Raw genomic sequence first — 24,811 nt, forward strand, 5'->3', positions numbered from 1 at the left:
GGTTAGCGGCCAAAAACCGGGCGTTTACGATCAAATTTCCAACCAGGAATCAGGTACTGCATGGCGGCTGCATCATTACGTGCCCCGCTCGGTAATTTTTTATACAGATCGTGAGCTTTCATGACCTGTTCCATATCCAGCTCAATTCCCAGACCGGGACGATCTGGCACCTTAATTTTACCGTTGACGATTTGCAGCGGCTCTTTGGTCAGATGCTGCCCTTCCTGCCAGATCCAGTGCGTATCAATCGCCGTCGGGTTACCCGGCGCCGCCGCACCCACGTGCGTGAACATCGCCAGGGAGATATCGAAATGGTTATTTGAATGGCAGCCCCACGTCAGGCCCCACTCATCACATAACTGGGCGACGCGTACCGCACCGTGCATCGTCCAGAAATGCGGATCGGCCAGCGGGATATCGACCGCTTGCAACATCACGGCATGATTCATTTCACGCCAGTTGGTGGCAATCATGTTGGTCGCTACTGGCAGCCCGGTAGCACGGCGGAATTCAGCCATCACCTCACGACCGGAGAAACCTTGCTCAGCACCGCACGGGTCTTCCGCATAGGTCAGAATGCCCTTCATGTCTTTGCACAAATCTATTGCTTCATCCAGCAGCCAGGCACCGTTTGGATCGACGGTAATGCGGGCATCTGGGAAACGTTTTTTCAGCGCCTTCACGGCATCGATTTCCTGCTCACCGGGCAGCACGCCACCTTTAAGTTTGAAATCTTTGAATCCGTAGCGGTCGGTGGTGGCTTCGGCCAGACGCACAATCGCCTCGCTGTCCATCGCCTGTTGGTGACGCAGGTGGTACCACTCGTGCTTACCTTTTTCACCTGATACTTTCTCACCAGATAAATAAGGCAAATCCGTCTTCGTGCGGTCGCCGATATAGAACAGGTAACCGAGCACGGTGACTTCATCACGCTGCTTACCCGGCCCAAGCAGTTCGGCAACCGGGACACCCATGAATTGCCCCAGCAGATCGAGCAGAGCCGCTTCGAGTGCCGCCACCGCATTCACGCGCAGCTCAAATGTCCAGGCACCTTTGCCGAAAGAATCAAAATCAGAAGATTGGTTGCCGACATGGATGTCATGAACCAGACGGTTCATACGGGCGATTTGTTCGCCTTTCACGCGGGGAATGGCCTCGACCAGCGTGTTGTAAATGACTTCACCACCGGGAGCCTCACCAACACCGGTATGCCCAGCGCTGTCGGTTAAAATCACGATGTTACGGGTGAAGTAAGCGCCATGTGCACCACCGATATTCAGCAGCATGCTGTCATAGCCCGCAACAGGGATGACTTTCATGTCGGTAATTACAGGAGTCGCTGAAAAATTTGTCATTACAGGCTCCCGTCATGAGTAGAGCAAACAGAATTTACGCTTAGGTTTCCGATACTTGCCAAAACGCAGGTACGCATTGAGGCGGATGAAAATAATTCAGTCATACAGAAATAAAAAACAGATGGTGCACCAGTAGATGATTTCATGTTGTTTTCCTACTTTTTAGCGCGACCTTGTTTTTACTCTGATTTGAAATGAACAATGCCTGTAGGGTTATCAGAATAAAAACAGGTATAACTACCTTGATACCGGAATAAAACGATCGGGAAAGCGGTGCCATAATCCGTGCCGCCTTACCAACCTCAGTAAAAAGTATAAGTTTTCTTATTTCACAACTCATTGGGCAATAGCACAGCATTCCCTGTCGAAATGCAGATTAAATATGTCATTATCACAGGCCAATGGGAGGTGTTTCACGAAAACCGGGAAAAGCGAATTTCTGCCTTATAAACACCGGAATACAGACCATTAGCGCCCGATTTCAAATAGGTAAATCCCTACTTTCCATGACATAAATAAAGGACAAAACGCCGAGCCATCAGTATGACGGCACAGCGTTTTGTGTTACTGCCTACATGCAGGTTAATGCTGTAACGAACGACTTTAATTCTTAACGAATGGCTTCAATTCGACACGTTTAATATCTTGCACAATGAACAGGTAGCTGACGATGGCAACCAGCGCATGGATCCCGACATACACCAAGCCACCATTGAAAGAGCCGGTCATCCCGATGATGTAGCCAATTGCAATCGGCGTTACGATACCAGACGCATTGCCGAACATATTGAACAGCCCGCCACTCAACCCGCTGATTTCTTTCGGTGCCGTATCGGCCATAACCGCCCAACCTAGCGCACCAATACCTTTGCCGAAGAAGGCCGCAGACATCACAGCAATGACGACCCACTCGGTTTCAACGTAGTTACAAATCACCATCGACATGGAGAGCAACATACCGAGAACGATAGGCGTTTTACGGGCAAAGGTCAGTGAATTGGTCCGGCGCATCAGGTAATCGGAAATGATGCCGCCCAGAACGCCACCCACAAAACCGCAGATAGCAGGCACCGAGGCAACAAATCCCGCTTTGAGGATCGACATGCCGCGCGCCTGAACCAGATAAAGTGGGAACCAGGTGATGAAGAAGTAGGTCATTGCGTTAATGCAATATTGACCAATATAAACACCAAGCATCATACGGGACTGCAGTAATTGCTTGATCTGATGCCATTTTTCACCCTTCACGGTCGCTTTCTTCGACCCTTTGGCATCCATATTAATCAGTGCGCCACCGGCTTCAATATAATCCAGTTCAGCCTGATTCACGCTAGGGTGATCTTTGGGATCGTGGATCACTTTCAGCCAGACAAAGCTGAGGATGATACCTAACCCGCCCATGAACCAGAACACATGCGCCCAACCTACGGCGTGTACCAGCCAGCCCATGATAGGAGCGAAGATCACGGTCGCAAAGTACTGTGCCGAGTTGAATATCGCGACAGCCGTTCCACGCTCCTGTGCGGGGAACCAAGCCGCCACAATTCGGCTATTTCCCGGGAAGGAAGGTGATTCACACAAGCCGACCATAAAGCGCAGGAGGAACAAAGAAATGACGATGCCCGCCCCGCTGAAGATATCGACAAAGCCTTGTAATAAGGTAAAAATCGACCAGGTGAAGATACTGTAAAAATAGACTTTCTTTGAGCCAAAGCGATCGAGCAGCCAGCCTCCGGGTATTTGACCAATAACATATGCCCAGGAGAACGCAGAGAAGATAAATCCCATCCCTACCGCATCCAGTCCAATATCCTTGGACATTGCTGAACCAGCAATGGACAAGGTCGCACGGTCTCCATAGTTAAATGACGTGACAATAAACAACATCACGACAATCCAGTAGCGGGCGTTTGTTCTCTTTTGTATCGCGCCAGCTGCTGAGCTTACTGTATTCATGATGAACTCCTGCTTCAATCGCGGTTCGCTCATTCATTCTGAATAACAGATAACGGTGTAGGGTTATCAGAATGAAGATCGGTGGATAGTTAACATTCCCATTTTTATTTTTTTTTGCGAATAGCCAGGCTATATAGCATCAGAGTAATTAGCTGACATCTTCAACTCGCAGGAACATTATAATTTTTACCTGCTGGATGCTCACTAGATAAAAGCACAACATTAAAAATGTCCTTTGGAATATGTTGGTGCACTTGCCCTATATAGTGCGAGGTATTTCACGAAAAACGCCGTTATTCTCTTTTTACATTCATACATATTATTTTCATTTCCGGCCTAAAAACAGTGCGCAGACAAAATGTGATCAAACTCACCAAAAACTAGTCATTCACCCGATAAATAAGAAACAAAAAGCGCCGGCTTAGGTCAATTGCATAATGTACGAGAAAGGAACCTCACGTATACTCATTAGCGAGCAATGAAGTAGTCATGTGGTAAGTTACTCGTATAGTAATAGTTACCACAGCGTTTCTGATAAACAAATAATAAAGGCTTGCATCATGTCAGATAAATCAGAAAGTAATGCTGCACAAGAGCAGCCACTTTATATTAAGGTTCACGATTCCGATAATGTTGCCATTGTTGTTAATAATAATGGCTTACGTGCCGGAACCCGTTTTAATGATAATCTGGAATTAATTGAACATGTTCCGCAAGGTCACAAAGTTGCCCTTGTTGATATCGCCAAATCAGGCGCAATCATCCGCTATGGCGAAATTATCGGCTATGCGCTGCGCGATATTGCCAAAGGAAGCTGGATTGACGAATCCGTTGTCGAGTTACCTCAGGCACCCGCGCTGGAAACCTTACCGCTGGCGACCAACATTCCCCCTTCTCTTCCTCCGCTGGAAGGCTACACCTTTGAAGGTTATCGCAACGCTGATGGCAGCGTAGGCACGAAAAACCTGTTGGGCATTACCACCAGCGTACACTGCGTCGCGGGCGTAGTGGACTATGTCGTCAAAATTATCGAGCGAGATTTATTACCCAAGTATCCCAATGTGGACGGTGTGGTCGCGCTCAATCACCTCTATGGCTGTGGCGTGGCAATCAATGCCCCTGCGGCGGTCGTTCCTATCCGCACCATTCACAATCTGGCACTGAACCCGAATTTTGGCGGCGAGATACTGGTGGTGGGTCTGGGCTGTGAAAAATTACAGCCGGAACGCCTGCTAGAAGGAACGCCAGATGTACAGGCCATCTCCCTCGATGACACCAGCATTGTCCGCTTGCAGGATGAACACCATGTTGGTTTCAGATCGATGGTGGATGACATTCTGACGATGGCAGACAAACACCTGCAACGATTGAACAAACGTCAACGTGAAACCTGTCCAGCATCAGAGTTGGTTGTCGGTATGCAGTGTGGCGGCAGCGATGCTTTCTCTGGCGTCACCGCTAACCCAGCCGTTGGTTTTGCATCTGACCTGCTGGTACGTTGCGGCGCAACCGTCATGTTCTCCGAAGTGACCGAAGTACGCGACGCTATCCATCTGCTAACACCACGCGTCATCAATGAAGAGGTCGGTAAACGTCTGTTGGAAGAAATGGCCTGGTACGATAACTACCTCGACAGCGGCCAGACCGACCGTAGCGCCAACCCATCGCCGGGCAACAAAAAAGGTGGCCTCGCGAACGTGGTGGAAAAAGCACTCGGCTCTATCGCCAAATCCGGCACCAGCGCAATTGTCGAAGTCCTGTCCCCCGGCCAGCGCCCCACCAAACGCGGGTTGATTTACGCAGCAACACCAGCCAGCGACTTTGTGTGTGGTACCCAGCAGCTCGCTTCCGGCATCACCGTACAGGTCTTCACCACCGGTCGCGGTACGCCCTATGGTCTGCTGGCCGTACCCGTGATCAAAATGGCGACCCGTACCGCGTTGGCAAACCGCTGGCACGATCTGATGGATATTGATGCCGGTACGATTGCAACCGGAGACGCCACGATCGAAGACGTCGGCTGGCAGCTTTTTCATTTCATTTTGGATATCGCTAGCAGCAAGAAAAAAACCTGGTCCGATCAATGGGGGCTTCATAATGCCCTTGCCGTTTTCAACCCAGCCCCAGTAACCTGATTATATTTTTCCGCAGGCCAGAGCCATTATCTGGCCTGCGGATGGCATTATTTGATCTACAATAAATTCAGCTTCAATAAAAACATAGAAAAAGCAGTAATTAAAAGAACAAACATCAATGCAGCAACATTTCATTTCATTCATGCAAAGAAAAAATAAAAAAAAGTTAACAATAAGTTCTTCTTATTGTCAATTACTCCCATCCAGAACACTCTCTTAGTAAATCTACTATGTGCCCCTCACCTATTTTTCATCATTTTTTCTCTGATTATTTATTGCCAATAAAATGAATCAATTGACAGGTAATCGTCCTCATCATAAATTTACGCGTGCTGAAAAAGCGTGCTAACACTGATGAAACATTTGTTACAAATATATAGTTACAAAACGCCATCACGCACAATATAGGGTCAATAGCCCGCTCATTAAAAATAGTGCATAGCATTGTTTTATATAAGCGAGTAAATCGCCCAAAAAAATTCAGTATACCTATTTGAATAACTTGAATATTTACACAGCAATATGCCTGACAGATTTCACGGTATCGTCACGCGGCAGCCCTGTAACGTTTCAGCCTCTGGAATAACCAGAACGGCTGAGGCGAGAAAAGCAGCCAACATGGCTGAACCTGGAAACTGAGCGGGATACGTACGCCGGGGTTTCTAATGAGATTGAATACACCTGTAACACAGCAGGAGTATCTGTTAGACATGGACACCATATTGATGTCCACAACAAATATTCACAGCCACATTACCTATGCCAACTCTGCCTTCATTAAGGTTAGCGGTTTTTCTGAAGAGCAGCTCATCAACCAGCCTCACAATATTGTGCGTCATCCAGATATGCCCGTTGAAGCCTATGCCGACATGTGGTTTACGTTGAAACAAGGTGATAGCTGGACTGGATTAGTTAAAAATCGTCGTAACAACGGCGACCACTATTGGGTTCGCGCCAACGTTACACCGGTTTACCAGCAAGAGCAGCTTGCGGGCTATATCTCGGTACGTAACACGCCCAATGCCGAAGAAATAAAAGCGGCCGAAATGCTGTATAGCGCCGTGCAGAAAAAACAGGCGGGCAGCCGCAAGTTCTATAAAGGGCTGGTCGTTCGCACCGGACTCTTTTCTCCGCTGTCGCTCTTACAAAAATTGTCAGTCCGTTGGCGCTTGCGTATCGCGGTATTGGCTGTGGGGCTGATCCCTGCACTATGTGCTTTCAGTGGAATGAATCCGCTATGGCTATTGGCACTGACGCTGTTACTCATCGTCATCATGGATCAGTTTCTGCAAAAGCAAATTGCACAGCCAATCAGGATGATACTCAAGCAGGCTCAGCATGTCGTATCCGGTCGTAAAGTAAACCATACCCATATGAATCGGGTAGACGAAATTGGCCTGCTGCTACGCTCCGTCAACCAGTTTGGCTTGAACCTACACTCGCTTGTCGATGACGTCAGTACGCAGGTTAACGGCATCACCAATGTCAGTCACAAACTGGCAGAAAACAATGTCGACCTGAATACGCGCACAGAAGAAACATCAGCAAATCTGCAACAAACCGCCGCCGCCATTGAAGAAATCACCGTTGCCGTACAACAAAGTGCAGAAACGGCGGCACAAGCCACAACAATGGCACAAGCAGCCAGCAGTACCGCCCTTAAAGGTGGCAATATCATGAAGGAAACCATCGGCATGATGGATTCCATCTCCAGCGCCAGCGATAAAATCGTTGATATCATTGGCGTGATAGACAGTATTGCCTTCCAGACGAACATCCTTGCGCTGAACGCAGCGGTTGAAGCCGCCCGTGCTGGCGTGCAGGGACGGGGGTTTGCCGTGGTGGCCGCTGAAGTTCGCAATCTGGCACAGCATTCCGCCTCTGCGGCCAAAGAGATTAAAACGTTGATTGACACCAACGTAGAAAGCGTGAAAAAAGGCAGCACAATGGTAGAGAACGCGGGCAAACATATCAGCGACATCGTTGATGAAGTCTTGCAGGTCTCCACCATGATCAAAGAGATCAGCAACGCAACGCATGAGCAAACTTCTGCACTGGGCCTGATCAATACCTCTATTGCACAGATAGAACAAATGACGCAGCGCAATACCGATATGGTCACGCACTCAACAGAAGCCGCAGAAGGGCTAAACATTCAGGCTAAGCGACTGAACAGCGCGATTAACGTGTACGGTAGTTAACTGCGTCATGTCATCACTATTGCTGGCAAGAGAGTAAGGAAACACTCTTGTCAGCCCCCCTTTTTTCCTTTAACAAGTGCCCGGCAGTCCCTCACTGATTTGTAAGTTTTTCGTAAAGAAAATAGCGGCACAGCCGATAGTGATTGGAGAACTGACTTATTTCAGGAGGAAGTGATGTCCAACGATATCAGCCGGATTACCATGAATACGTTGTCAAAAGTAGCGGTGGCACCTACGGCCAGTAAGAGTAAGGCTACATCAACTACAGAGAGTAATGCTGCACCCGCGGCCAGTAGTGGTAATGGCGCTCAACAAAAAATTGCCGCATTACAAAATCAAATCAAAGTTCTAACCAAACAGCTAAGAGAATTGAGCGAATCAGCCGTCAATGCGCAAAGTGAAGATGAGCGCAAACTCATTAAGCAGCAGCAGCAAATGATTCAGGCGCAAATACAGGCACTCTATGCCGAGATTGCCCGCATCCAAAAAGAAGAAGCAGAAAAGCAAGCGCTTAGCGCGGCATCAGAAACAACATCACAACAAAATGAAAAAAAAGACGGTGTTGATATCTACGTCTGACCGCAATCTCTGACGCATTCCCCCATTATTTATCTCTCTTTCCTGGCTGATACATTCCGTTACATTAGCTGTCAGGAAAGTGAGTATTTCATGTTTCATTGCCAACAATGTCACCTTCGAGAAAGTGTTTAAATTGCCGATATAAGGGCTTGTACCCCTAATAATTTGGGTATGACGGCATATTTTCAGGAGGGAAAATGTCAAACACAATAAGCAGTACTAGCATATCGACAACAACGGCAAGCAGCAGTAAAAGTAGCAACACGTCAGAGCAGCAGATTGCGCAGTTAACCAAGCAGGTCCAGACGCTCACCAAACAGGTGAGTAAGCTGACCGAATCGGCTTCCAGCGCAGAAAGCGATGAAGAACGTAAACTGATCGAACAGCAGCAGCAGGCAATTCAGGCCCAGATCCAGGCATTACAGGCTCAAATTGCTCGTTTGCAGAGTGAGAAATCAGAGCAACAGTCTGATTCCTCTTCTACGACGCAAAATGCTAAACAAGAAGGCGTTAATCGTCCAACCGCAGACAACAAGATTAATATCTACGTATAGTCTGCGTCAGGGATGGAGTAGTCAGTAAACGCAAAAGGTCGCTTCATTGAAACGACCTTTTTTCATCACGGGTTACGCCGAGAGAGGGATAATCAGGAACGAGGTCGCTTCAGCGGCGTTACCAACCCTTGTAGACCCTCTATCTTGATTGCCAGCGTAATTTGCATCAACTCCCCTAAGCGCCCCTGAGGAAATTCATCCTTACGGGAAAACCACAGCAGGTACTCTTCCGGTAAATCAATCAACACCCGCCCTTTATATTTCCCAAAAGGCATCTGCATCCTGGCAATATCTATCAGGTCTTCTTTTTCCACCCGCTTTCACTCCCAATAGCTTAGTCGTTTCAGGTTCAAGATACACAGAGCGACCACAAGGCGAGGCCCCATTTAGGAACCTCATCCCCGTGTTTCTCCTATAACGTGCTTACGTCACCGTGATTATTCAATAGTCGGATCATTTCCGCCTCATCGATCACTGGGATCCCCAACTCTTGCGCTTTCGCCAGTTTAGAGCCTGCGGCTTCACCAGCGATCACCATATCGGTTTTCTTCGAGACGCTGCCGCTCACTTTTGCCCCTAAGGCCGTTAGTCGATCTTTGGCTTCATCACGGGACAGAATACTCAGCGATCCGGTCAATACTACCGTTTTCCCCGCAAACGGGCTGTCGATCTCTTCAGCATTGACGACCTTAACCTCTGGCCAGTAGATGTTGATACCGGCAGGATCGGTCAGCTCGCGGATCACGGTTTGGTTGTGCTCTTCTTCAAGGAAATGGCGTACATGCGCGGCAACGATTTTACCGACATCCGGCACCTCAAGCAGCGCGTCTTCATCGGCAGCAAAAAGCGTCTCCAGCGAACCAAAATGCGCAGCCAGATTGGCAGCCGTCGATTCGCCAACGTCACGGATCCCCAGCGCATACAGGAAGCGCGCCAGCGTGGTGCTCTTCGCCTTTTCCAGCGCATTGACCAAGTTCATCGCGGACTTCGGCCCCATGCGATCCAAACCCGTCATGATCCCGGCGCTCAGACGAAACAGATCGGCCGGTGTTTTGACGTACTCTTTTTCCACCAGTTGATCGATGATCTTATCGCCCATGCCCTCGACATCCAGCGCACGGCGAGAAACAAAGTGCTTCAGCGCCTCTTTACGCTGGGCACCACAGATCAATCCACCGGTACAACGCGTGACGGCTTCCCCTTCCACACGTTCAACATCAGATCCACACACGGGGCAGGCCGCAGGAAAAACGATCGGTTGCACGGTTTCGGGCCGTTCAGATTCCACGATGCCGACGATCTGCGGGATAACATCCCCCGCTCGGCGCACAATCACGCGATCGCCAATCTGCAAACCTAGCCGCTCAATTTCATCGGCATTATGCAGCGTAGCGTTGCTGACGATCACACCCGCCACGGCGACGGGTTCCAGACGCGCAACGGGCGTAATCGCCCCCGTCCGCCCCACCTGAAACTCGACATCGCGCACCCAGGTCAGCTGTTCCTGCGCGGGGAATTTAAACGCCACCGCCCAGCGAGGCGCACGGGCAACGAACCCTAATCGTTCCTGCAACGCCAGCGAATCAACTTTGACGACGACGCCATCAATATCAAAGCCTAATGAACTACGAGTCTGTTCAACCTGACGATAAAAATCGAGTACCTCAGCCGGACCAGTGCATAACTTGATTCTGTCGCTAACCGGCAATCCCCACGCCTTGAACTGCATCAACCGCTCCCAGTGGCTCGCGGGCAGTTCACCGCCTTCCAACAGGCCGACACCATAGCAGAAGAAGGTCAACGGGCGTTTAGCCGTAATGCGTGGATCGAGCTGGCGCAGCGATCCGGCAGCGGCGTTACGCGGGTTGGCAAAGACTTTGCTCCCTGTACGGCGAGCCTCTTCGTTTAACTTCTCAAAGCCGCCGTGCTTCATAAACACTTCGCCGCGCACTTCAACACGACGCGGAATATTTTCACCCTCAAGACGCAATGGGATCGCCCCAACGGTACGGATGTTACTGGTGATATTTTCCCCAGTCGTTCCATCCCCTCGCGTGGCTGCCTGTACCAGAACACCCTCTTCATACAACAGGCTGACAGCCAAGCCATCCAGTTTCAGTTCACAGCAGAATGTCAGATCGTCACCGTTCTTCAGCCTGTCACCAATTCGCTTGCTGAAGGCCAGATAGCTTTCTTCATCAAACACATTATCCAGCGATAGCATTGGCACTTCATGGCGGACCTGCTCAAATGCGGCCAATGGTGCCGCACCAACGCGCTGTGTAGGAGAATCGCTCGTCACCAGTTCTGGGTGATCGGCTTCTAACGCCTTCAGTTCCTGCATGAGTTTGTCATATTCGCTATCAGGAATTTCGGGCGCATCTTCAACGTGATATTTGTATTCGTGATGGCGTAAGACCCGGCGCAACTCCGCTACCCGCAGTGCGACCGCATTCACTTCGGCTGGTTCTTTCTTCACTGGTTTCATACCTGTTTTATCTGACGTGTCGCCCTGTCGGCGTCATGATTTTTATGATTCTCGCCCGTGATAGGCCTAGGCGAGAATCATTAACTTGCAGCTTGAACGGCATCGACGCCGTCAGTTTTATTTCGTTTAAGATTGAGACGTGCTGGCTTTAATCGTGTTGATAATATTTGTCGTGGAGCAACCGTCCTCAAAATTCAGGACTTTCACTTCACCGCCGTTGGCCCAGACCTCTTCACTACCGGCGATTTCATGTGGCTGGTAGTCTCCGCCTTTCACCAGAATATCCGGCAGGATACTGGCAATCAGACGCTGCGGCGTACCTTCTTCAAATGGCACGACCCAGTCGACAGCTTCCAATGCGCCCAACACGATCATCCGCTGCGGCAGCGGGTTGACAGGCCGAGTCGGCCCCTTCAGGCGTTTAGTTGAAGCATCGCTGTTTACCGCAACGATCAGCCGATCGCCAAGTTTGCGAGCATTTGCCAGATAAGACACATGTCCAGCATGCAGAATATCGAAGCAGCCGTTGGTCATCACAATCTTTTCGCCACGCTGACGCGCCAACTCAACGGCATGTTTCAGCTGTTCTTCGGTCATCACACCAAATCCAGTGTCGGCACGGCCACGGATAGCATTTTCCAACTCAATCGGAGTAACGGTTGAAGTTCCCAGCTTGCCAACGACGACGCCTGCGGCAGCATTCGCCAGGAAACAGGCCTCTTCCAGCGAATTACCCGCCGCCAGCGCAGCAGCCAGCACACCAATCACCGTGTCGCCAGCACCAGTGACGTCATACACTTCCTGCGCCAGCGTCGGCAAATGCAGTGGGGCTTTGCCCGGCTGTAGCAACGTCATCCCTTGCTCGGAACGCGTAATCAGCAACGCAGACAGCTCGTAATCAGCCACCAGTTGCATACCGCGCTCGACCAGTTCTTCTTCCGTTTTACTACGCCCTGCGACTGCTTCAAATTCAGACAGATTCGGCGTCAGCAGCGTCGCACCACGGTAACGGGAAAAATCGGTGCCTTTTGGGTCGATCAGCACCGGAACGCCAGCCGCTTTTGCCGTCTGAATCATGGTTTGCACATGCGCCAAGGCGCCTTTTGCATAGTCAGACAGCACCAGCGCGCCAATTTCTGGCAGCGCCTGTTGGATACGCTCAATGATCGGTTGAGGATCAATCCCCTCAAAGCCCTCTTCGAAATCCAGTCGAATCAGTTGCTGATTGCGCGACAGTACGCGCAGCTTGGTGATCGTCGGGTGCGTAGGAACAGAGACAAAATCACACTTCACATTCACTTCGCCAAGTTTGGCGTTCAGTGCGCGTGCAGCATCATCAACCCCCGTTAACCCGACCAGACGCGATCCCGCCCCTAATGCTGCGATATTCATTGCGACGTTCGCCGCGCCGCCCGGGCGCTCTTCGATCGTATCAACCTTGACCACAGGCACCGGTGCCTCTGGTGAAATTCGGCTGGTTGGCCCATACCAGTAACGATCCAGCATGACATCACCAACCACTAACACACCCGCTTGACGGAAATCAGGCAGCGTCACTTTCATCCTCTACTCCAGGCTTATTTCGCATAATGCGCGTAATAATATCATAGGCACGTATCATACACGCCACTGCTGCGCGGCTCTAAACCGCACGGCACATTTTGACCATATAGATATACCCTAAATAATTCGAGTTGCAGGAAGGCGGCGACGCAGCGAGTCCCCAGGAGCTTACATCAGTAAGTGACTGGGGTGAGCGAGAAAAGCCAACGCACATGCAGCTTGAAGTATGACGGGTGGAGAAACTTACGCACCCATCAGCCACTTATTCCAACTCACCAGCACCTGTTCCCGCTCAGCAACAAACCGATCCTTGCTAACCCGCCCGGACAGTTCCTGCAAAGCCAGATGGTGCAGTTCATTGCGCATCGTGACATAGGCCAGCTTGAGCGCATTGGCTTCGCTCTCTTCCATCACGCCATACTGCGCCATCAGCTCCAGAATACGCACATTGTCTGACCAGTGAGTCAAACGTGGTTCCTGCGCGGCGTAGCGCAGCACCAGATACTGGGTGATAAATTCGATATCCGTAATACCGCCCGCATCAGTTTTGATATCAAAGCGTGATTTATCTTTGTTCGCCAAATGCTGACGCATTTTTTCCCGCATTTCCCGCACTTCAGTTCGCAAGGTATCTGCATCACGCTCTGCACAGAGGATACTGCGGCGGATAGACTCAAATGTCTGTTGCACACCGCTTTCGCCGTACACCATACGCGCGCGCACCAATGCCTGATGCTCCCACGTCCACGCCTCATTGCGCTGATAATCATCAAATGCTTCAACCGTGCTGACCAACATGCCAGCCGCGCCCGATGGCCGCAAACGGGCATCCACTTCATACAGAATGCCTGATGACGTACGGGTGCTAAACAGATGCATCACACGTTGTGCAAGCCGCAGGTAAAACTGGCGACCATCAATACTGCGCTCGCCATCCGTCATCACGTCCGATGGACAATCCAGCAAGAACACCAGATCCAGATCGGAGCTATAGCCCAATTCCCATCCCCCGAGTTTGCCATAGGCAATGACGGCAAAGCCACGGCCTTCACGATGCTGCAAGTGGGAGGGTTGGCCGTAGCGCTCCACCATCAGCCCCCACGCCTGCTGAACCACTGCCGCGATAATCGCTTCTGCCAAATACGTTAAGTGATCGCTCACTTTCATTACCGGCAGTACGCCACCGATATCTCCTGCGGCGATGCGTAACTGTTGTGACTGCTTAAACTGGCGAACGGCTTCCAACTGTTGTTCTTCATCATCCTCAGGGACGCGCATCAAATACTGACGTAACTCGTCAGCGTACGCGCCCGGAGCCGTCGGCTGATACAGCGTTGACGCATCAAGCAATTCATCCAACAGAAGGGGATAACGTGCCAGTTGACTGGCAACCATCGGCGAAGCCGCACACAGGCGAATCAGTTGGGCCAGCGCGGCACGAGACTCCAGTAACAGTTCGAGATAGGTGGTTCGAGTGACAATCCCCAGCAGCAGCGGGGTCAAACGAGACAGCACCGTATCGGCCTCCTGACGAGCACAGACCTCCGCCAGCAAACACGGCATGAGCTGATCCAGCACATCTCGCCCGCGTGGCCCTATTGTGCGTTTCGCCACATCATTACGGAATTCCACAATCGTCCGCATCAGCTTCTCACGCACGGTTTCCGTAAGATGCGGCGTCAGCGGAGCCAGGTCACCGTCATCCAGCGTGTCCTGCCATAGGCTGCTATAGCTGCTATGTTCAGGGATATCATTATTGTCCGGTGCATCATCGCCAATCAGTTCATCAAATACGTGGCGCACCGCCTGCATATGCTGTGACAACATGGATTGCAACGTGTCCCAACTGTCGAACCCCATTCCCCATGCCAACCGCTGCTGATTCAGTTCATCACTCGGCAGCGTTTGTGTCTGTTCATCGGCAATCGCCTGCAACAGGTTTTCCAAACGGCGCAGAAACAGATAAGAGGTACTGAGATCGTGCACCTGCTGCGGGGTTAATAACCCCAATGCTCCCACATGCTGGAGAGTAGGCAACAGTGAACGTCCCTGTAACCCCGGTTCACGTCCGCCTCGAATCAGTTGGAAAACCTGCGTGATAAATTCGATCTCACGAATCCCACCCGCGCCCAGCTTGATGTTATTGCGCAGATCCCGGCGACGCACTTCACGGGCAATCATGCCCTTCATATTGCGTAAAGACTGGATCACGCTGAAGTCAATATAACGACGAAAGACGAAGGGCTTTAATGTACTGCGCAGTTCCTGACTGTAGGCATCGTCCATTCCGCCCATCAGACGCGCTTTAACCATCGCGTAGCGTTCCCAGTCGCGGCCCTGTTCCTGATAATAATCCTCCATGGCCGCAAAGCTGAGCACAAGTGGCCCGCTGTCGCCAAAGGGACGTAGCCGCATGTCCACACGGTAAACAAAGCCATCGACGGTCGGCTGATCCAGCACCTTAATGAGCCGCTGTCCCAAGCGCGTGAAGAACTGCGCGTTATCCAGCTCACGCCGTCCGCCTTGCGTATGACCATTTTCGGGATAAACGAAGATCAGGTCGATATCTGAAGAGAAGTTAAGCTCTCCCCCACCCAATTTTCCCATGCCAAGAATCAGCAGAGGCTGAGCAACGCCCTGCGCATTGCAAGGTGTCCCCCACTCACGGCAACAGGCCTGATATAGCCAGCTTCTCGCCGCCACAATTATCACCTCGGCCAGCTCGCTAAGCTGACGCAGCGAGTGTTCCGTCGTACTGGTTTGCAGCGCCTGCGACCACGCAATTCGCACCAGCATATGGCGGCGAAACCGGCGCAATGCCGCCATCAACGCATTTTCATCGTTAACGTCAACCAGTGCGTTGCTCAACCAATCGGCGTAGTGCTGCCACTCTTCAGGCTGTGGCGGCTGCTGATGAATCTCCTGCCACCAGTCAGGATGCAGCGCAAGCGCATCGCTGACAAAATCACTCAATGCCAGAACAGCCGAGTCGTTGTCTGTTATCGGTTCATCAGGCGCGGCCTCCCGCAAACGCGACAAAGCACGCTGAGATTGTTCCGTCAGAAGCACAGGTAAAGCGGGCAAAGGAAGTATCGACATGGGGGTTCCCTTGATACGCCGCCTATCCTCACTGACAAGCGGCAGTTAACGGTTACTGTGATGGTCCACCGCTATGCAGCCAGAACGGAGGCAGGGTCAACACTTCTTTGCGATAGGCTTCCAGATAAACAGAAGGAGCCTGATCGACAGCAAGGTGCTCAATTTCCTGTAGCAACGTCTGCCAGTGTTCAACGTAGGCTTCCACTTGATCCGCCGGATAGGCACCGGATAAAAGAAGAAAAGCGTAGAGATTACGTTGCAGACGAGGGATTTGCTGTTCGTATTGTTCTTCCGTCAATTTAGAAGAGAAGGCGCTTTTCAGCTCCGCCGTGCTGCGGCTTAGCATAATGTCGGCAAAGCGTTTGAACGATCCCTGTAGCTTAATGCGATCTTTATTATCCATGTAGTCGCGCCAGCCAGACTCGACCAGCCAGGAAGTCAGTACCAACTTACTTTGCAGGTAGTCGGTGCTGTAACAGATTTCCGACCCGCCGGAGCCTTGTAGCCGATTTTCCAGCGTGGCGAGTGCAGAGCGGAAAAGCGTGGTGACCCTACGCAGCACCACGCCCCCCACCAGCACCAGCATTTCGCGCATCAACGCGCTGGCCTGTGGCAGAGCTTCACGAGCAGAGGAATCCCCTCTTACCCACAGTTCTTCATGGTATTGCCAGTGACTTAAGGCCAATTCCAGCGCCGCGCGGATCGCCTGATCGATATTGGTTTTGGAGTCCACAACCAACCGATTGAGAGGAAGACACTCGCGAACCGGATTGCCTTTAGCCAGATGGTATCCTCGTGCCGCCTTACTGAGGCTGCCCTGGCGCATACCACCAAACTCCGCGATTTCCTTTGCCAAGGCCAGCAGATGAGTGGTCTGCCCCACCTTAAGCTCCATCTCCAGTTCGCACAAAGGTTCACTCAGATCGCCAGCGCGGATTTCGCCGCGATCTAACGCAACCTCAATCACGCTTTGATAGTAAGTAAACACCCACTTTTCACGCGTAAAATCTGTGCTAAACAGCGGGTTAAGCGACGGTTGCAGCGTTTTAACATCGCAATCTTCCGGCCAGATTTCCGCAGGAAACAGGCTAAGATCCAGTTCTGCTGTCTCCAGCGCAACATTATACTCAGGGTGCTGATGCAGCCCGCCAATCACCTTGCCGGCTGTTTTCACCGTCATTTCGTAGCGTTCATTCTCGCCGCGAATACGCAGCCCAATGCCATTACGACGCAGATAATTATCCGCCGTTTCATAATAGATATTGCTCAGACGCTGAGCACGCATGTGCTCATACTGGCTATAATCGCTCTCCCATTCAGCCAGTTGTGTCAGCAGCGATTCAACGCTGTCGGGATGAACAATAAATTTCAGCTCAATTTCTTCACTCATAGCATTCACAATACCAAGACCACGTTCATTATCATGTCAGTAAATAACATTTTACTTCACCTGACTACCCTTACCGTACACACTCTTTTTCAGCTGCGAACAAGCGCGCATTTCTTATGCAAACCTACTTATCAGCAATGCCACTTTCCCGTGCTTAAACAGGCAGCATGCCGTCTTCCAAGAACCTGCCCCAGTAGGCGTTATTCGCGCTGTCCGTGTCCAAAATGGCAAATAAAATAGCCCTAATGGGATAGGTTCTAAGACTGTTCTCATTTCGGTTTATAGATTGCCTCGTCAGACTTAAGCCTCTACTATCAGACCACCATTAACGCAACATGATGATCTTATGCAGAAATTAGGCTTACTCTGTTTTACTTTATTTTCACTCACGCTGAGCTGGACCACACAGGCGGAAGAAAAACGCTACATTTCCGACGAGTTATTGACGTATGTCCACAGTGGGCCAGGCAATCAATATCGTATCGTCGGTACTGTGAACGCTGGCACTGAGGTCACACTACTCAGCGTTAATGAAAGTGCGGGCTATGCACAGATTCGTGACGATAAAAACCGCACCACCTGGATTCCTCTCGACCAGCTTAGCAATACGCCAAGCCTGCGCACACGAGTGCCAGAGTTGGAAAAACAGGTAAAAGACCTGACTGACAAACTGAATAATATCGATCAAACCTGGAACCAGCGTACCGCTGATATGCAGCAGAAAGTCGCTGCCAGTGATAGTGTTATCAACGGGTTACGTCAGGAAAATCAGGATCTAAAAAATCAGCTTATCGTCGCACAGAAGAAAGTTAGTGCGGCGAATGTCCAGCTTGACGATAAGCAGCGCACCATCATTCTACAGTGGTTTATGTATGGCGGCGGTGTTGCTGGCATAGGCTTGCTGCTGGGTCTGCTGTTGCCGCACATCATCCCTCGCAAAAAGAAAAATGACCGCTGGATGAGCTAATCGAAATACGTGCCTGCTTCTTGCAGGCATTTTTCTTTGCGGCCAACGTAGCGGCGCAAAGATGGTAGAATGTTGTGAAGTATTGGTTATTTATTCAGGAGCCCGACGTTGAAGATTTACCTTGTCGGCGGCGCTGTTCGGGACAGCCTGCTGGGTTTGCCCGTCACTGAGAAAGATTGGGTGGTGGTCGGCGCTACGCCAGAGCATCTGCTTGCGCAGGGCTACCAGCAGGTCGGAAAAGATTTTCCCGTCTTCTTACACCCCATCAGCCGCGATGAATACGCCCTCGCGCGTACCGAACGTAAATCCGGTAAAGGCTATACCGGATTTGTCTGTCATGCTGAACCGGATGTTACGTTAGAGCAGGATTTGCTGCGCCGCGATTTGACCATTAATGCCATTGCTCGTACCGAGCGTGGCGATCTGATCGATCCTTATCATGGCCGTCGCGATCTCGACAATCGCGTACTGCGCCACGTCTCGGATGCCTTCAGCGAAGATCCGCTACGGGTTCTGCGTGTCGCCCGTTTTGCCGCGCGTTTTGCTCATCTCGGCTTCCAGATTGCAGAAGAAACCATGGCGCTAATGCAAAAAATGGCGCATGAAGGCGAACTGGCTTACCTGACGCCAGAGCGCGTCTGGAAAGAGACGGAAAAAGCACTCGGCACGTCGTCGCCGGATGTCTATTTTCAGGTGCTGCGTGACTGCGGCGCACTGGCCGTGCTGTTCCCTGAAATCGATAATCTGTATGGCGTACCTGCCCCTGCCAAATGGCACCCGGAAATCGATACGGGCATTCATACCATGATGACGGTAGCAATGGCCGCACGCCTCAGCCCTGACATTGACGTGCGTTTTGCTACGCTGTGCCACGATTTAGGAAAAGGGCTAACGCCACCTGAACTATGGCCGCGTCATCTTGGCCACGGCCCGGCGGGCGTCAAACTGGTTGAAGCACTCTGTCAGCGCCTGCGCGTACCTAATCCGATTCGTGATTTGGCGAAGCTGGTTGCGGAATATCATGACCTGGTTCATACCGTGCAGGTGCTGCAACCCAAAACCCTGCTGAAGTTATTTGATGCGATTGACGTCTGGCGCAAGCCGCAGCGTCTGGAACAGTTAGCGCTGACTAGCGAAGCCGATGCCAGAGGCCGAGCCGGTTTCGAAGAAAACCCTTATCCGCAAGGCAATTACCTGCGTGAAGCCTTCCGCGTCGCCAGTCAGGTAAGCAGTGCAAGCGTCGTCGCCGATGGCTTTAAGAGCATTGATGTGCGCAATGAACTGGCACGCCGCCGTATTCATGCATTAGCAGACTGGAAAGCACAACAGCCTGATGTATCAAGCACGTCCTAAAAAAAGAGGCCACGCTCATGCGTGGCCTCTTCTCTATAATTACAGCTAAACGCTCAGTCTTACATAAATACCATGTAAACAACGCCTGCGACGATAAAACGGTAAATCGCAAAGGGAATAAACGAGATTCGTTTGATGATTTTCAGGAAAGTTTTAATCGCAATCAGCGCCACAACAAACGCCGTCACGAAACCAACGGCAAACATCGGCACATCAGCCAACGACAGGAAATGCCAGCTCTTATACAGATCCAGAACGGTCGCGCCCATCATCATAGGAACCGCCAGGATAAAAGAGAACTCAGAGGCCGCATAGCGGCTGACGCCCATCAACATCCCGCCGGAAATGGTCGCTCCCGAACGTGAAAAGCCGGGCCACAGCGCCAAACACTGAAAACAGCCAATCATAAATGCCTGACGATGCGTAATGTCATCCAGCCCAACGGCGCGCGGCTCTTTTGGCTTAAACCATTCCGCGGCTAGCAGCAGAAAGCCACCGATAACCAGCGAGTACATCACGTTTTGCGGATAAAACAGCGATTTGATGACATCATGAAAAATCAGACCGAGCACGACCGCAGGGATCATCGCCAACAGGATGTGCGTCAGCTTCAGACGCCCAGAGGTTTTCCCCTCATGCGGCACCTTGCCGAAGTGAATCCCAATCAGGCCAAAAAGGCGACGCCAGAACATGACGACAACCGCCAGAATCGATCCAAGCTGGATGATAACTTCAAACGTCTTGGCTTTCTCATCAACAAACCCTAACCAATGACCAACAATAATCATATGCCCCGTAGACGATACGGGCAGAAACTCGGTCAGCCCTTCGACCACGCCAAGAATAAATGCGATTAGCAACGAATGCAGGTCAGTCATCTAAAAATCCTTGCCTCTAATAAAAACGAAAATGCAGCCCATAAAAAAGCGGCCACGCACTTCAGCGAGCCGCTACACACCCTAAATAATTCGAATTGCATGCAGGCGGCAAGAGAAAAACCCCGATGAGCTTACTCAAGTAAGTGATTCGGGTGAGCGACCCCAACGGGGCGAGGTCCACGTAAGTGGGCCGAGTAGCGCGCCAACATACATGCAGCTTGAAGTATGACGGGTATAACTGGCTTATAGACTATTCAGGTTACGATTTAGTTGCACGTAAACCCGTATTTATTCTGTTAAATCAGATTTATCGCGCACCGCGCTCAATAATGACCCCAACCTGACGCGCCTGCGCGACTGCGCCCGGCTTGCTAAGCTTGATGCGCAGCCAGGGAATCGAGAAGCGTTGCATCAGCATGTGTGCAACTTCTTCAGCAACACGCTCCACCAGAGCAAAGCGTTGGTTTGCCACATGGGCAATCACCGCGTCACTGACATCAGCATAGCTCAGGCAATCATTCACATCGTCACTGGCCGCAGCCTGACGGTTATCCCAGCCCATTTCGATATCGAACACCAGTTTCTGCTGGATGGTCTGTTCCCAATCGTAAACACCAATCGTAGTGATTACGGTAAGTTCTTCAATAAATACGATATCCATCACGCCGTTCTCTGTTTTTGTCGCTGTCGGATACCACTTCCGACGGAATATGCGTATTATCCACAGATGAGAAGAGTAAAACGACCCTTATTAAACGGAATGGCGTTATGAGTGTTACCGCGCTTGGTATGATGTTAATCGCGTATCTGTGTGGCTCTGTTTCCAGTGCGATTTTGTTCTGCAAAATTACTGGGCTGCCCGATCCGCGTCTGCATGGTTCTGGGAATCCTGGAGCCACGAACGTATTGCGTATTGGCGGCAAGGCTGCCGCTGCAACCGTATTGGTCTTTGATGTCCTGAAAGGCATGCTGCCTGTCTGGGGCGCTTATGCATTAGGCGTTACCCCGTTGTATCTCGGGTTAACCGCCATCGCCGCCTGCCTCGGCCATATTTATCCGGTCTTTTTCCACTTTCGCGGTGGTAAAGGCGTGGCAACCGCTCTTGGCGCCATCGCCCCAATCGGCTTGGATCTGACGGGTCTGATGACCGGCACCTGGCTACTAACCGTACTGTTAAGCGGCTATTCCTCGCTCGGTGCCATTGTCAGTGCGCTTATCGCACCGTTTTATGTCTGGTGGTTCAAGCCACAATTTACCTTCCCCGTCGCGATGCTCTCTTGCCTGATACTGATGCGTCACCACGACAATATCCAACGCCTATGGCGCGGACAGGAAAGTAAAATCTGGGATAAGCTGCGCAAGAAGAAGCAACCGGAAGACGAGGATACGTCCCCCGAAGAGTGAAGAGTAAGGCAAAAAAATTCCCGTTTTCACGGGAATTTTTTATGAGGGACTCCCCTAAATAATTCGAATTGCAGGCATTTAGAATCGGCCGATAGCGGCAAACTCCTGCGACTGCACTTTAAACTGTGCCATGCTTTCAGCTAACAGACGCGCCTGATCTTCCAGTGAGCGTGTAGCGGCCGCGGATTCTTCGACCAGAGACGCATTTTGCTGTGCAACTTCATCCATCTGCGATACCGCCAGATTCACCTGTCCAATGCCATTGCTCTGCTCACGCGTTGCCGTTGAGATTTCACGCATTAGCGACGTCACTCGTGCCACCGCGTCAGAAACGTCGTCCATTGTTTCACCTGCCATTTTTGCCATAACGGTGCCTTCACTGACGCGGCTCTGGGATTCCTCCATCAGCGTTTTGATCTCTTTCGCCGATTGCGCACTGCGCTGCGCCAGATTACGGACTTCCCCCGCAACGACCGCAAAGCCACGTCCCTGCTCACCCGCCCGCGCGGCTTCAACTGCCGCATTTAGCGCCAGAATATTGGTTTGGAACGCAATGCCGTCAATCACTGCCAGAATATCGCCAATACGTGCGGAGCTGCTGGAGATCATCTGCATTTTCTCAATCATGCCCCCCACCGTCTCGCTGCCTTTAGTGGCAATGTCAGACACGTTTTGCGCCAGCGTATGAGCTTGTTCCGCACTCTCAGCGTTTAGCGTTACCGTGGCGGTCAACTGCTCCATACTGGCTGCGGTTTCTTCCAGCGATGATGCCGACTCTTCCGTACGAGCAGCCAGATGGGTATTACCGGATGATAGCTCGCGAGTACCAACGTCAATCTGCATCCCCGCATCGCGGACGCGGCCAACGGCGGTTGCCAGCGAATGCTGCATTGCCTTCATCGCCTGAATCAGGCGGCCAATTTCATTATTGCCACCATCGGCAATACGCTGGGTCAGGTCACCGTGGGCAATAAACTCCAACTGGACGACGGTATCTTCAAGCGGAGACAAAATGGAACGCTTCAGTGCAATCCATGCAGCTAATACCAGCAGCAGAACAAATACGCAGGCAATACCGATGATCACCAGACGGTCAAACGCAAAGCTTTCTGCTTCTGTGAGCATGTTTTCCCCAACTTCCAGCCCAAAGTCGCGGAATTCATTCGCTACTTTATCCATCTTAACGCTAAGCGGTGGTAGCACGTCTTGCAGTAACACGTAATAAGCAGCAACGTCACCACGTTTCAGCGCATCGACCATTGGCTGAACGCCAAGGTTCATGTATTGCTCGTAGTTGCTTTTGACCTCTGCCGCCATTTTGGCGCCGCGTTCCGTTACGGTTCCATAGGAAAGAAAACGCGTCATTTCTTTGTGGGAGAGCGCCGTATAGGCTTCCGCTCGCACTACCGACGCATTTGCGAGATCGGTCAGCCCGTTTTCCATCTGACGAGCAGCCAAAGCCGCCCCTGTTCTTGCACGCAGCGAGGCGGTATAGCTCCCAGCCAGCGCAGTAACCTCTTTGCCCTGAATCTTGTCGATTGTTGTAAGCGAAGTGATTCCCTGATTAATGGAAGTGATGCCAATTCCGCAGACCAGCAATAAGAGCAGTACCATCGTTCCTAACAAAGCAATCAAGCTCGTCTTGATTGTGATGTTTCTTAACATTTTTGTTTCCCTGGAATTACAACTAGTAAATAAATGCGGAGAAATGCTCCACATAACGTGATCTCGATCATGTTTCTATCGGTAGCAAGCCTGCTTTCTTTAAAGAAACTTTAGTAACGAAAGTATTTTTACTTAAACTGCTCACGCTAACGTATGGCGCCTCGGTGCGCTAAAAGTCAGGGACATTAAACGCTTTTTGGCTATAATGACGGCCACGCTATTCAGGTTTTAAGAGAAGGAAACTGACATGAGTCTGAACGATGTTCCAGCAGGTAAAGATCTGCCAGAAGATATCTATGTAGTGATTGAAATCCCCGCGAATGCCGATCCAATCAAATATGAAATTGATAAAGATACCGGTGCGCTGTTTGTAGACCGTTTCATGTCTACAGCCATGTTCTACCCATGCAACTACGGCTACATCAACCACACGCTGTCTCTGGATGGCGACCCAGTTGACGTGCTGGTACCGACCCCGTATCCGTTGCAGCCGGGCTCAGTGATCCGCTGCCGTCCTGTTGGCGTGCTGAAAATGAGCGACGAAGCGGGCGAAGATGCCAAGCTGGTTGCCGTTCCGCATAGCAAGCTGACTAAAGAATACGATCATATTAAAGACGTTAACGACCTGTCCGAACTGCTGCGTGCACAAATTAGCCACTTCTTTGAACACTACAAAGATCTGGAAAAAGGCAAGTGGGTGAAAGTTGAAGGTTGGGATAACGCTGAAGCGGCAAAAGCCGAAATCATTGCTTCCTTCGAGCGCGCGAAAAACAAATAAGCGCTACGCGATCAAAGACACCGCACGATCAAAAACACCGCTTTACGCGGTGTTTTTATTTATGGAGATAATGACTTGATTGGTTACTCGACTTCAAGCCTCTTCTTCATTGCGCTTCAGCCAGTCGCCGCTGGCAATACGCATTAGCCCTACAACAGGGTGTTTGTACAGATAAATCCAGGCATTGCCCAGAGGGGTGGGAATCAACTCACGCTGGTATTCGTGACCGTCCCGTTTTAACGCATCCAGTTCCGTCAGAATCGACGAACTAATGCGATAGACCTCGCAACGGATCTCTCCATCGCCAGGTACGACTGCCGGATAATGGCCGAGATCGTACAGCTCGAAACCAGCGAGCAGACAATCCCCTAACCATTGCGCATTCGTCATCCAATGACTATTTCCCTGTTTGCGTCGTAAACTGCCGTAAACAATAATTCGCATCG

19 protein-coding genes are annotated in these 24,811 nt (G+C 51.0%); 8 read left to right on the plus strand and 11 right to left on the minus strand.

Going from position 1 to position 24,811, the window contains the following annotated elements; genetic code table 11:
• Positions 1-2: 2 nt before the first annotated feature.
• Together GZ59_RS17340 and GZ59_RS17345 are read right to left on the minus strand one after the other, a co-directional pair.
• The gene (locus GZ59_RS17340; RefSeq protein WP_011095079.1) at positions 3-1,355 is read right to left on the minus strand and encodes an enolase C-terminal domain-like protein; all 1,353 of its coding nucleotides are present in this window, start codon (positions 1,353-1,355) and stop codon (positions 3-5) included.
• A 603-nt stretch (positions 1,356-1,958) separates the two neighbouring features.
• Positions 1,959-3,311, minus strand: a complete 1,353-nt coding sequence (locus tag GZ59_RS17345; protein WP_011095080.1) for an MFS transporter — start codon at positions 3,309-3,311, stop codon at positions 1,959-1,961.
• A 560-nt stretch (positions 3,312-3,871) separates the two neighbouring features.
• Between GZ59_RS17345 and garD the strand changes: the two genes are divergently transcribed.
• From garD to GZ59_RS17365, 4 genes are all read left to right on the plus strand, one after another.
• A complete protein-coding gene (gene garD, locus GZ59_RS17350; RefSeq protein WP_011095081.1) occupies positions 3,872-5,446 on the plus strand; it encodes a galactarate dehydratase in 1,575 nt (524 codons plus the stop codon).
• A gap of 665 nt (positions 5,447-6,111) precedes the next feature.
• The gene (locus GZ59_RS17355) at positions 6,112-7,647 is read left to right on the plus strand and encodes a methyl-accepting chemotaxis protein (protein ID WP_011095082.1); all 1,536 of its coding nucleotides are present in this window, start codon (positions 6,112-6,114) and stop codon (positions 7,645-7,647) included.
• A 174-nt stretch (positions 7,648-7,821) separates the two neighbouring features.
• Positions 7,822-8,226 carry a FlxA-like family protein gene (locus GZ59_RS17360; RefSeq protein WP_011095083.1) on the plus strand — a complete coding sequence of 135 codons (405 nt, stop codon included), beginning with the start codon at positions 7,822-7,824 and terminating at the stop codon, positions 8,224-8,226.
• Between the two features lie 197 nt (positions 8,227-8,423).
• The gene (locus tag GZ59_RS17365) at positions 8,424-8,780 is read left to right on the plus strand and encodes a FlxA-like family protein (protein WP_011095084.1); all 357 of its coding nucleotides are present in this window, start codon (positions 8,424-8,426) and stop codon (positions 8,778-8,780) included.
• Positions 8,781-8,872: 92 nt separating this feature from the next.
• Here the strand turns inward: GZ59_RS17365 and GZ59_RS17370 are convergent, their stop codons facing one another.
• The 5 genes from GZ59_RS17370 to GZ59_RS17390 form a co-directional block, all read right to left on the minus strand.
• A complete protein-coding gene (locus tag GZ59_RS17370; RefSeq protein WP_011095085.1) occupies positions 8,873-9,094 on the minus strand; it encodes a DUF3820 family protein in 222 nt (73 codons plus the stop codon).
• A 98-nt stretch (positions 9,095-9,192) separates the two neighbouring features.
• A complete protein-coding gene (ligA, locus tag GZ59_RS17375) occupies positions 9,193-11,268 on the minus strand; it encodes an NAD-dependent DNA ligase LigA (RefSeq protein WP_071843039.1) in 2,076 nt (691 codons plus the stop codon).
• Between the two features lie 126 nt (positions 11,269-11,394).
• Complete coding sequence (gene hldE / locus GZ59_RS17380; protein WP_039293420.1) at positions 11,395-12,831, minus strand: bifunctional D-glycero-beta-D-manno-heptose-7-phosphate kinase/D-glycero-beta-D-manno-heptose 1-phosphate adenylyltransferase HldE; 1,437 nt, start codon at positions 12,829-12,831, stop codon at positions 11,395-11,397.
• 243 nt (positions 12,832-13,074) lie between these two features.
• Entirely contained in the window at positions 13,075-15,930 is a 2,856-nt protein-coding gene (glnE, locus tag GZ59_RS17385; RefSeq protein ID WP_039293423.1) for a bifunctional [glutamate--ammonia ligase]-adenylyl-L-tyrosine phosphorylase/[glutamate--ammonia-ligase] adenylyltransferase, read from the minus strand.
• Positions 15,931-15,982: 52 nt separating this feature from the next.
• Entirely contained in the window at positions 15,983-17,320 is a 1,338-nt protein-coding gene (locus GZ59_RS17390; protein ID WP_039293426.1) for a CYTH domain-containing protein, read from the minus strand.
• Positions 17,321-17,666: 346 nt separating this feature from the next.
• On the opposite strand from GZ59_RS17390, the gene GZ59_RS17395 reads away from it, so the two are divergent.
• Together GZ59_RS17395 and GZ59_RS17400 are read left to right on the plus strand one after the other, a co-directional pair.
• Complete coding sequence (locus tag GZ59_RS17395; RefSeq protein ID WP_039293429.1) at positions 17,667-18,287, plus strand: TIGR04211 family SH3 domain-containing protein; 621 nt, start codon at positions 17,667-17,669, stop codon at positions 18,285-18,287.
• A 108-nt stretch (positions 18,288-18,395) separates the two neighbouring features.
• Positions 18,396-19,640, plus strand: a complete 1,245-nt coding sequence (locus tag GZ59_RS17400) for a multifunctional CCA addition/repair protein (protein WP_039293435.1) — start codon at positions 18,396-18,398, stop codon at positions 19,638-19,640.
• A gap of 59 nt (positions 19,641-19,699) precedes the next feature.
• Here the strand turns inward: GZ59_RS17400 and bacA are convergent, their stop codons facing one another.
• Together bacA and folB are read right to left on the minus strand one after the other, a co-directional pair.
• Positions 19,700-20,518, minus strand: a complete 819-nt coding sequence (gene bacA / locus GZ59_RS17405) for an undecaprenyl-diphosphate phosphatase (protein WP_011095092.1) — start codon at positions 20,516-20,518, stop codon at positions 19,700-19,702.
• Between the two features lie 307 nt (positions 20,519-20,825).
• Positions 20,826-21,179, minus strand: a complete 354-nt coding sequence (folB, locus tag GZ59_RS17410; RefSeq protein ID WP_039293439.1) for a bifunctional dihydroneopterin aldolase/7,8-dihydroneopterin epimerase — start codon at positions 21,177-21,179, stop codon at positions 20,826-20,828.
• Positions 21,180-21,286: 107 nt separating this feature from the next.
• Between folB and plsY the strand changes: the two genes are divergently transcribed.
• Positions 21,287-21,922 (plus strand): glycerol-3-phosphate 1-O-acyltransferase PlsY, encoded by a 636-nt coding sequence (gene plsY / locus GZ59_RS17415; RefSeq protein ID WP_039293442.1) that lies wholly within the window; start codon positions 21,287-21,289, stop codon positions 21,920-21,922.
• A gap of 78 nt (positions 21,923-22,000) precedes the next feature.
• Here plsY and GZ59_RS17420 read toward each other — a convergent pair whose 3' ends face one another.
• Positions 22,001-23,587, minus strand: coding sequence for a methyl-accepting chemotaxis protein (locus GZ59_RS17420; RefSeq protein ID WP_039293444.1), 1,587 nt, complete (start codon positions 23,585-23,587; stop codon positions 22,001-22,003).
• Between the two features lie 247 nt (positions 23,588-23,834).
• Here GZ59_RS17420 and ppa point away from each other — a divergent pair, with 247 nt between their 5' ends.
• A complete protein-coding gene (gene ppa, locus GZ59_RS17425) occupies positions 23,835-24,365 on the plus strand; it encodes an inorganic diphosphatase (protein ID WP_011095096.1) in 531 nt (176 codons plus the stop codon).
• Positions 24,366-24,458: 93 nt separating this feature from the next.
• On the opposite strand, the gene GZ59_RS17430 is transcribed toward ppa, so the two are convergent.
• Positions 24,459-24,809, minus strand: coding sequence for a gamma-glutamylcyclotransferase family protein (locus tag GZ59_RS17430; protein ID WP_011095097.1), 351 nt, complete (start codon positions 24,807-24,809; stop codon positions 24,459-24,461).
• Positions 24,810-24,811: the final 2 nt, after the last annotated feature.

The organism is Pectobacterium atrosepticum (assembly GCF_000740965.1).
In the GTDB taxonomy this organism is placed as follows: Bacteria; Pseudomonadota; Gammaproteobacteria; order Enterobacterales; family Enterobacteriaceae; genus Pectobacterium; species Pectobacterium atrosepticum.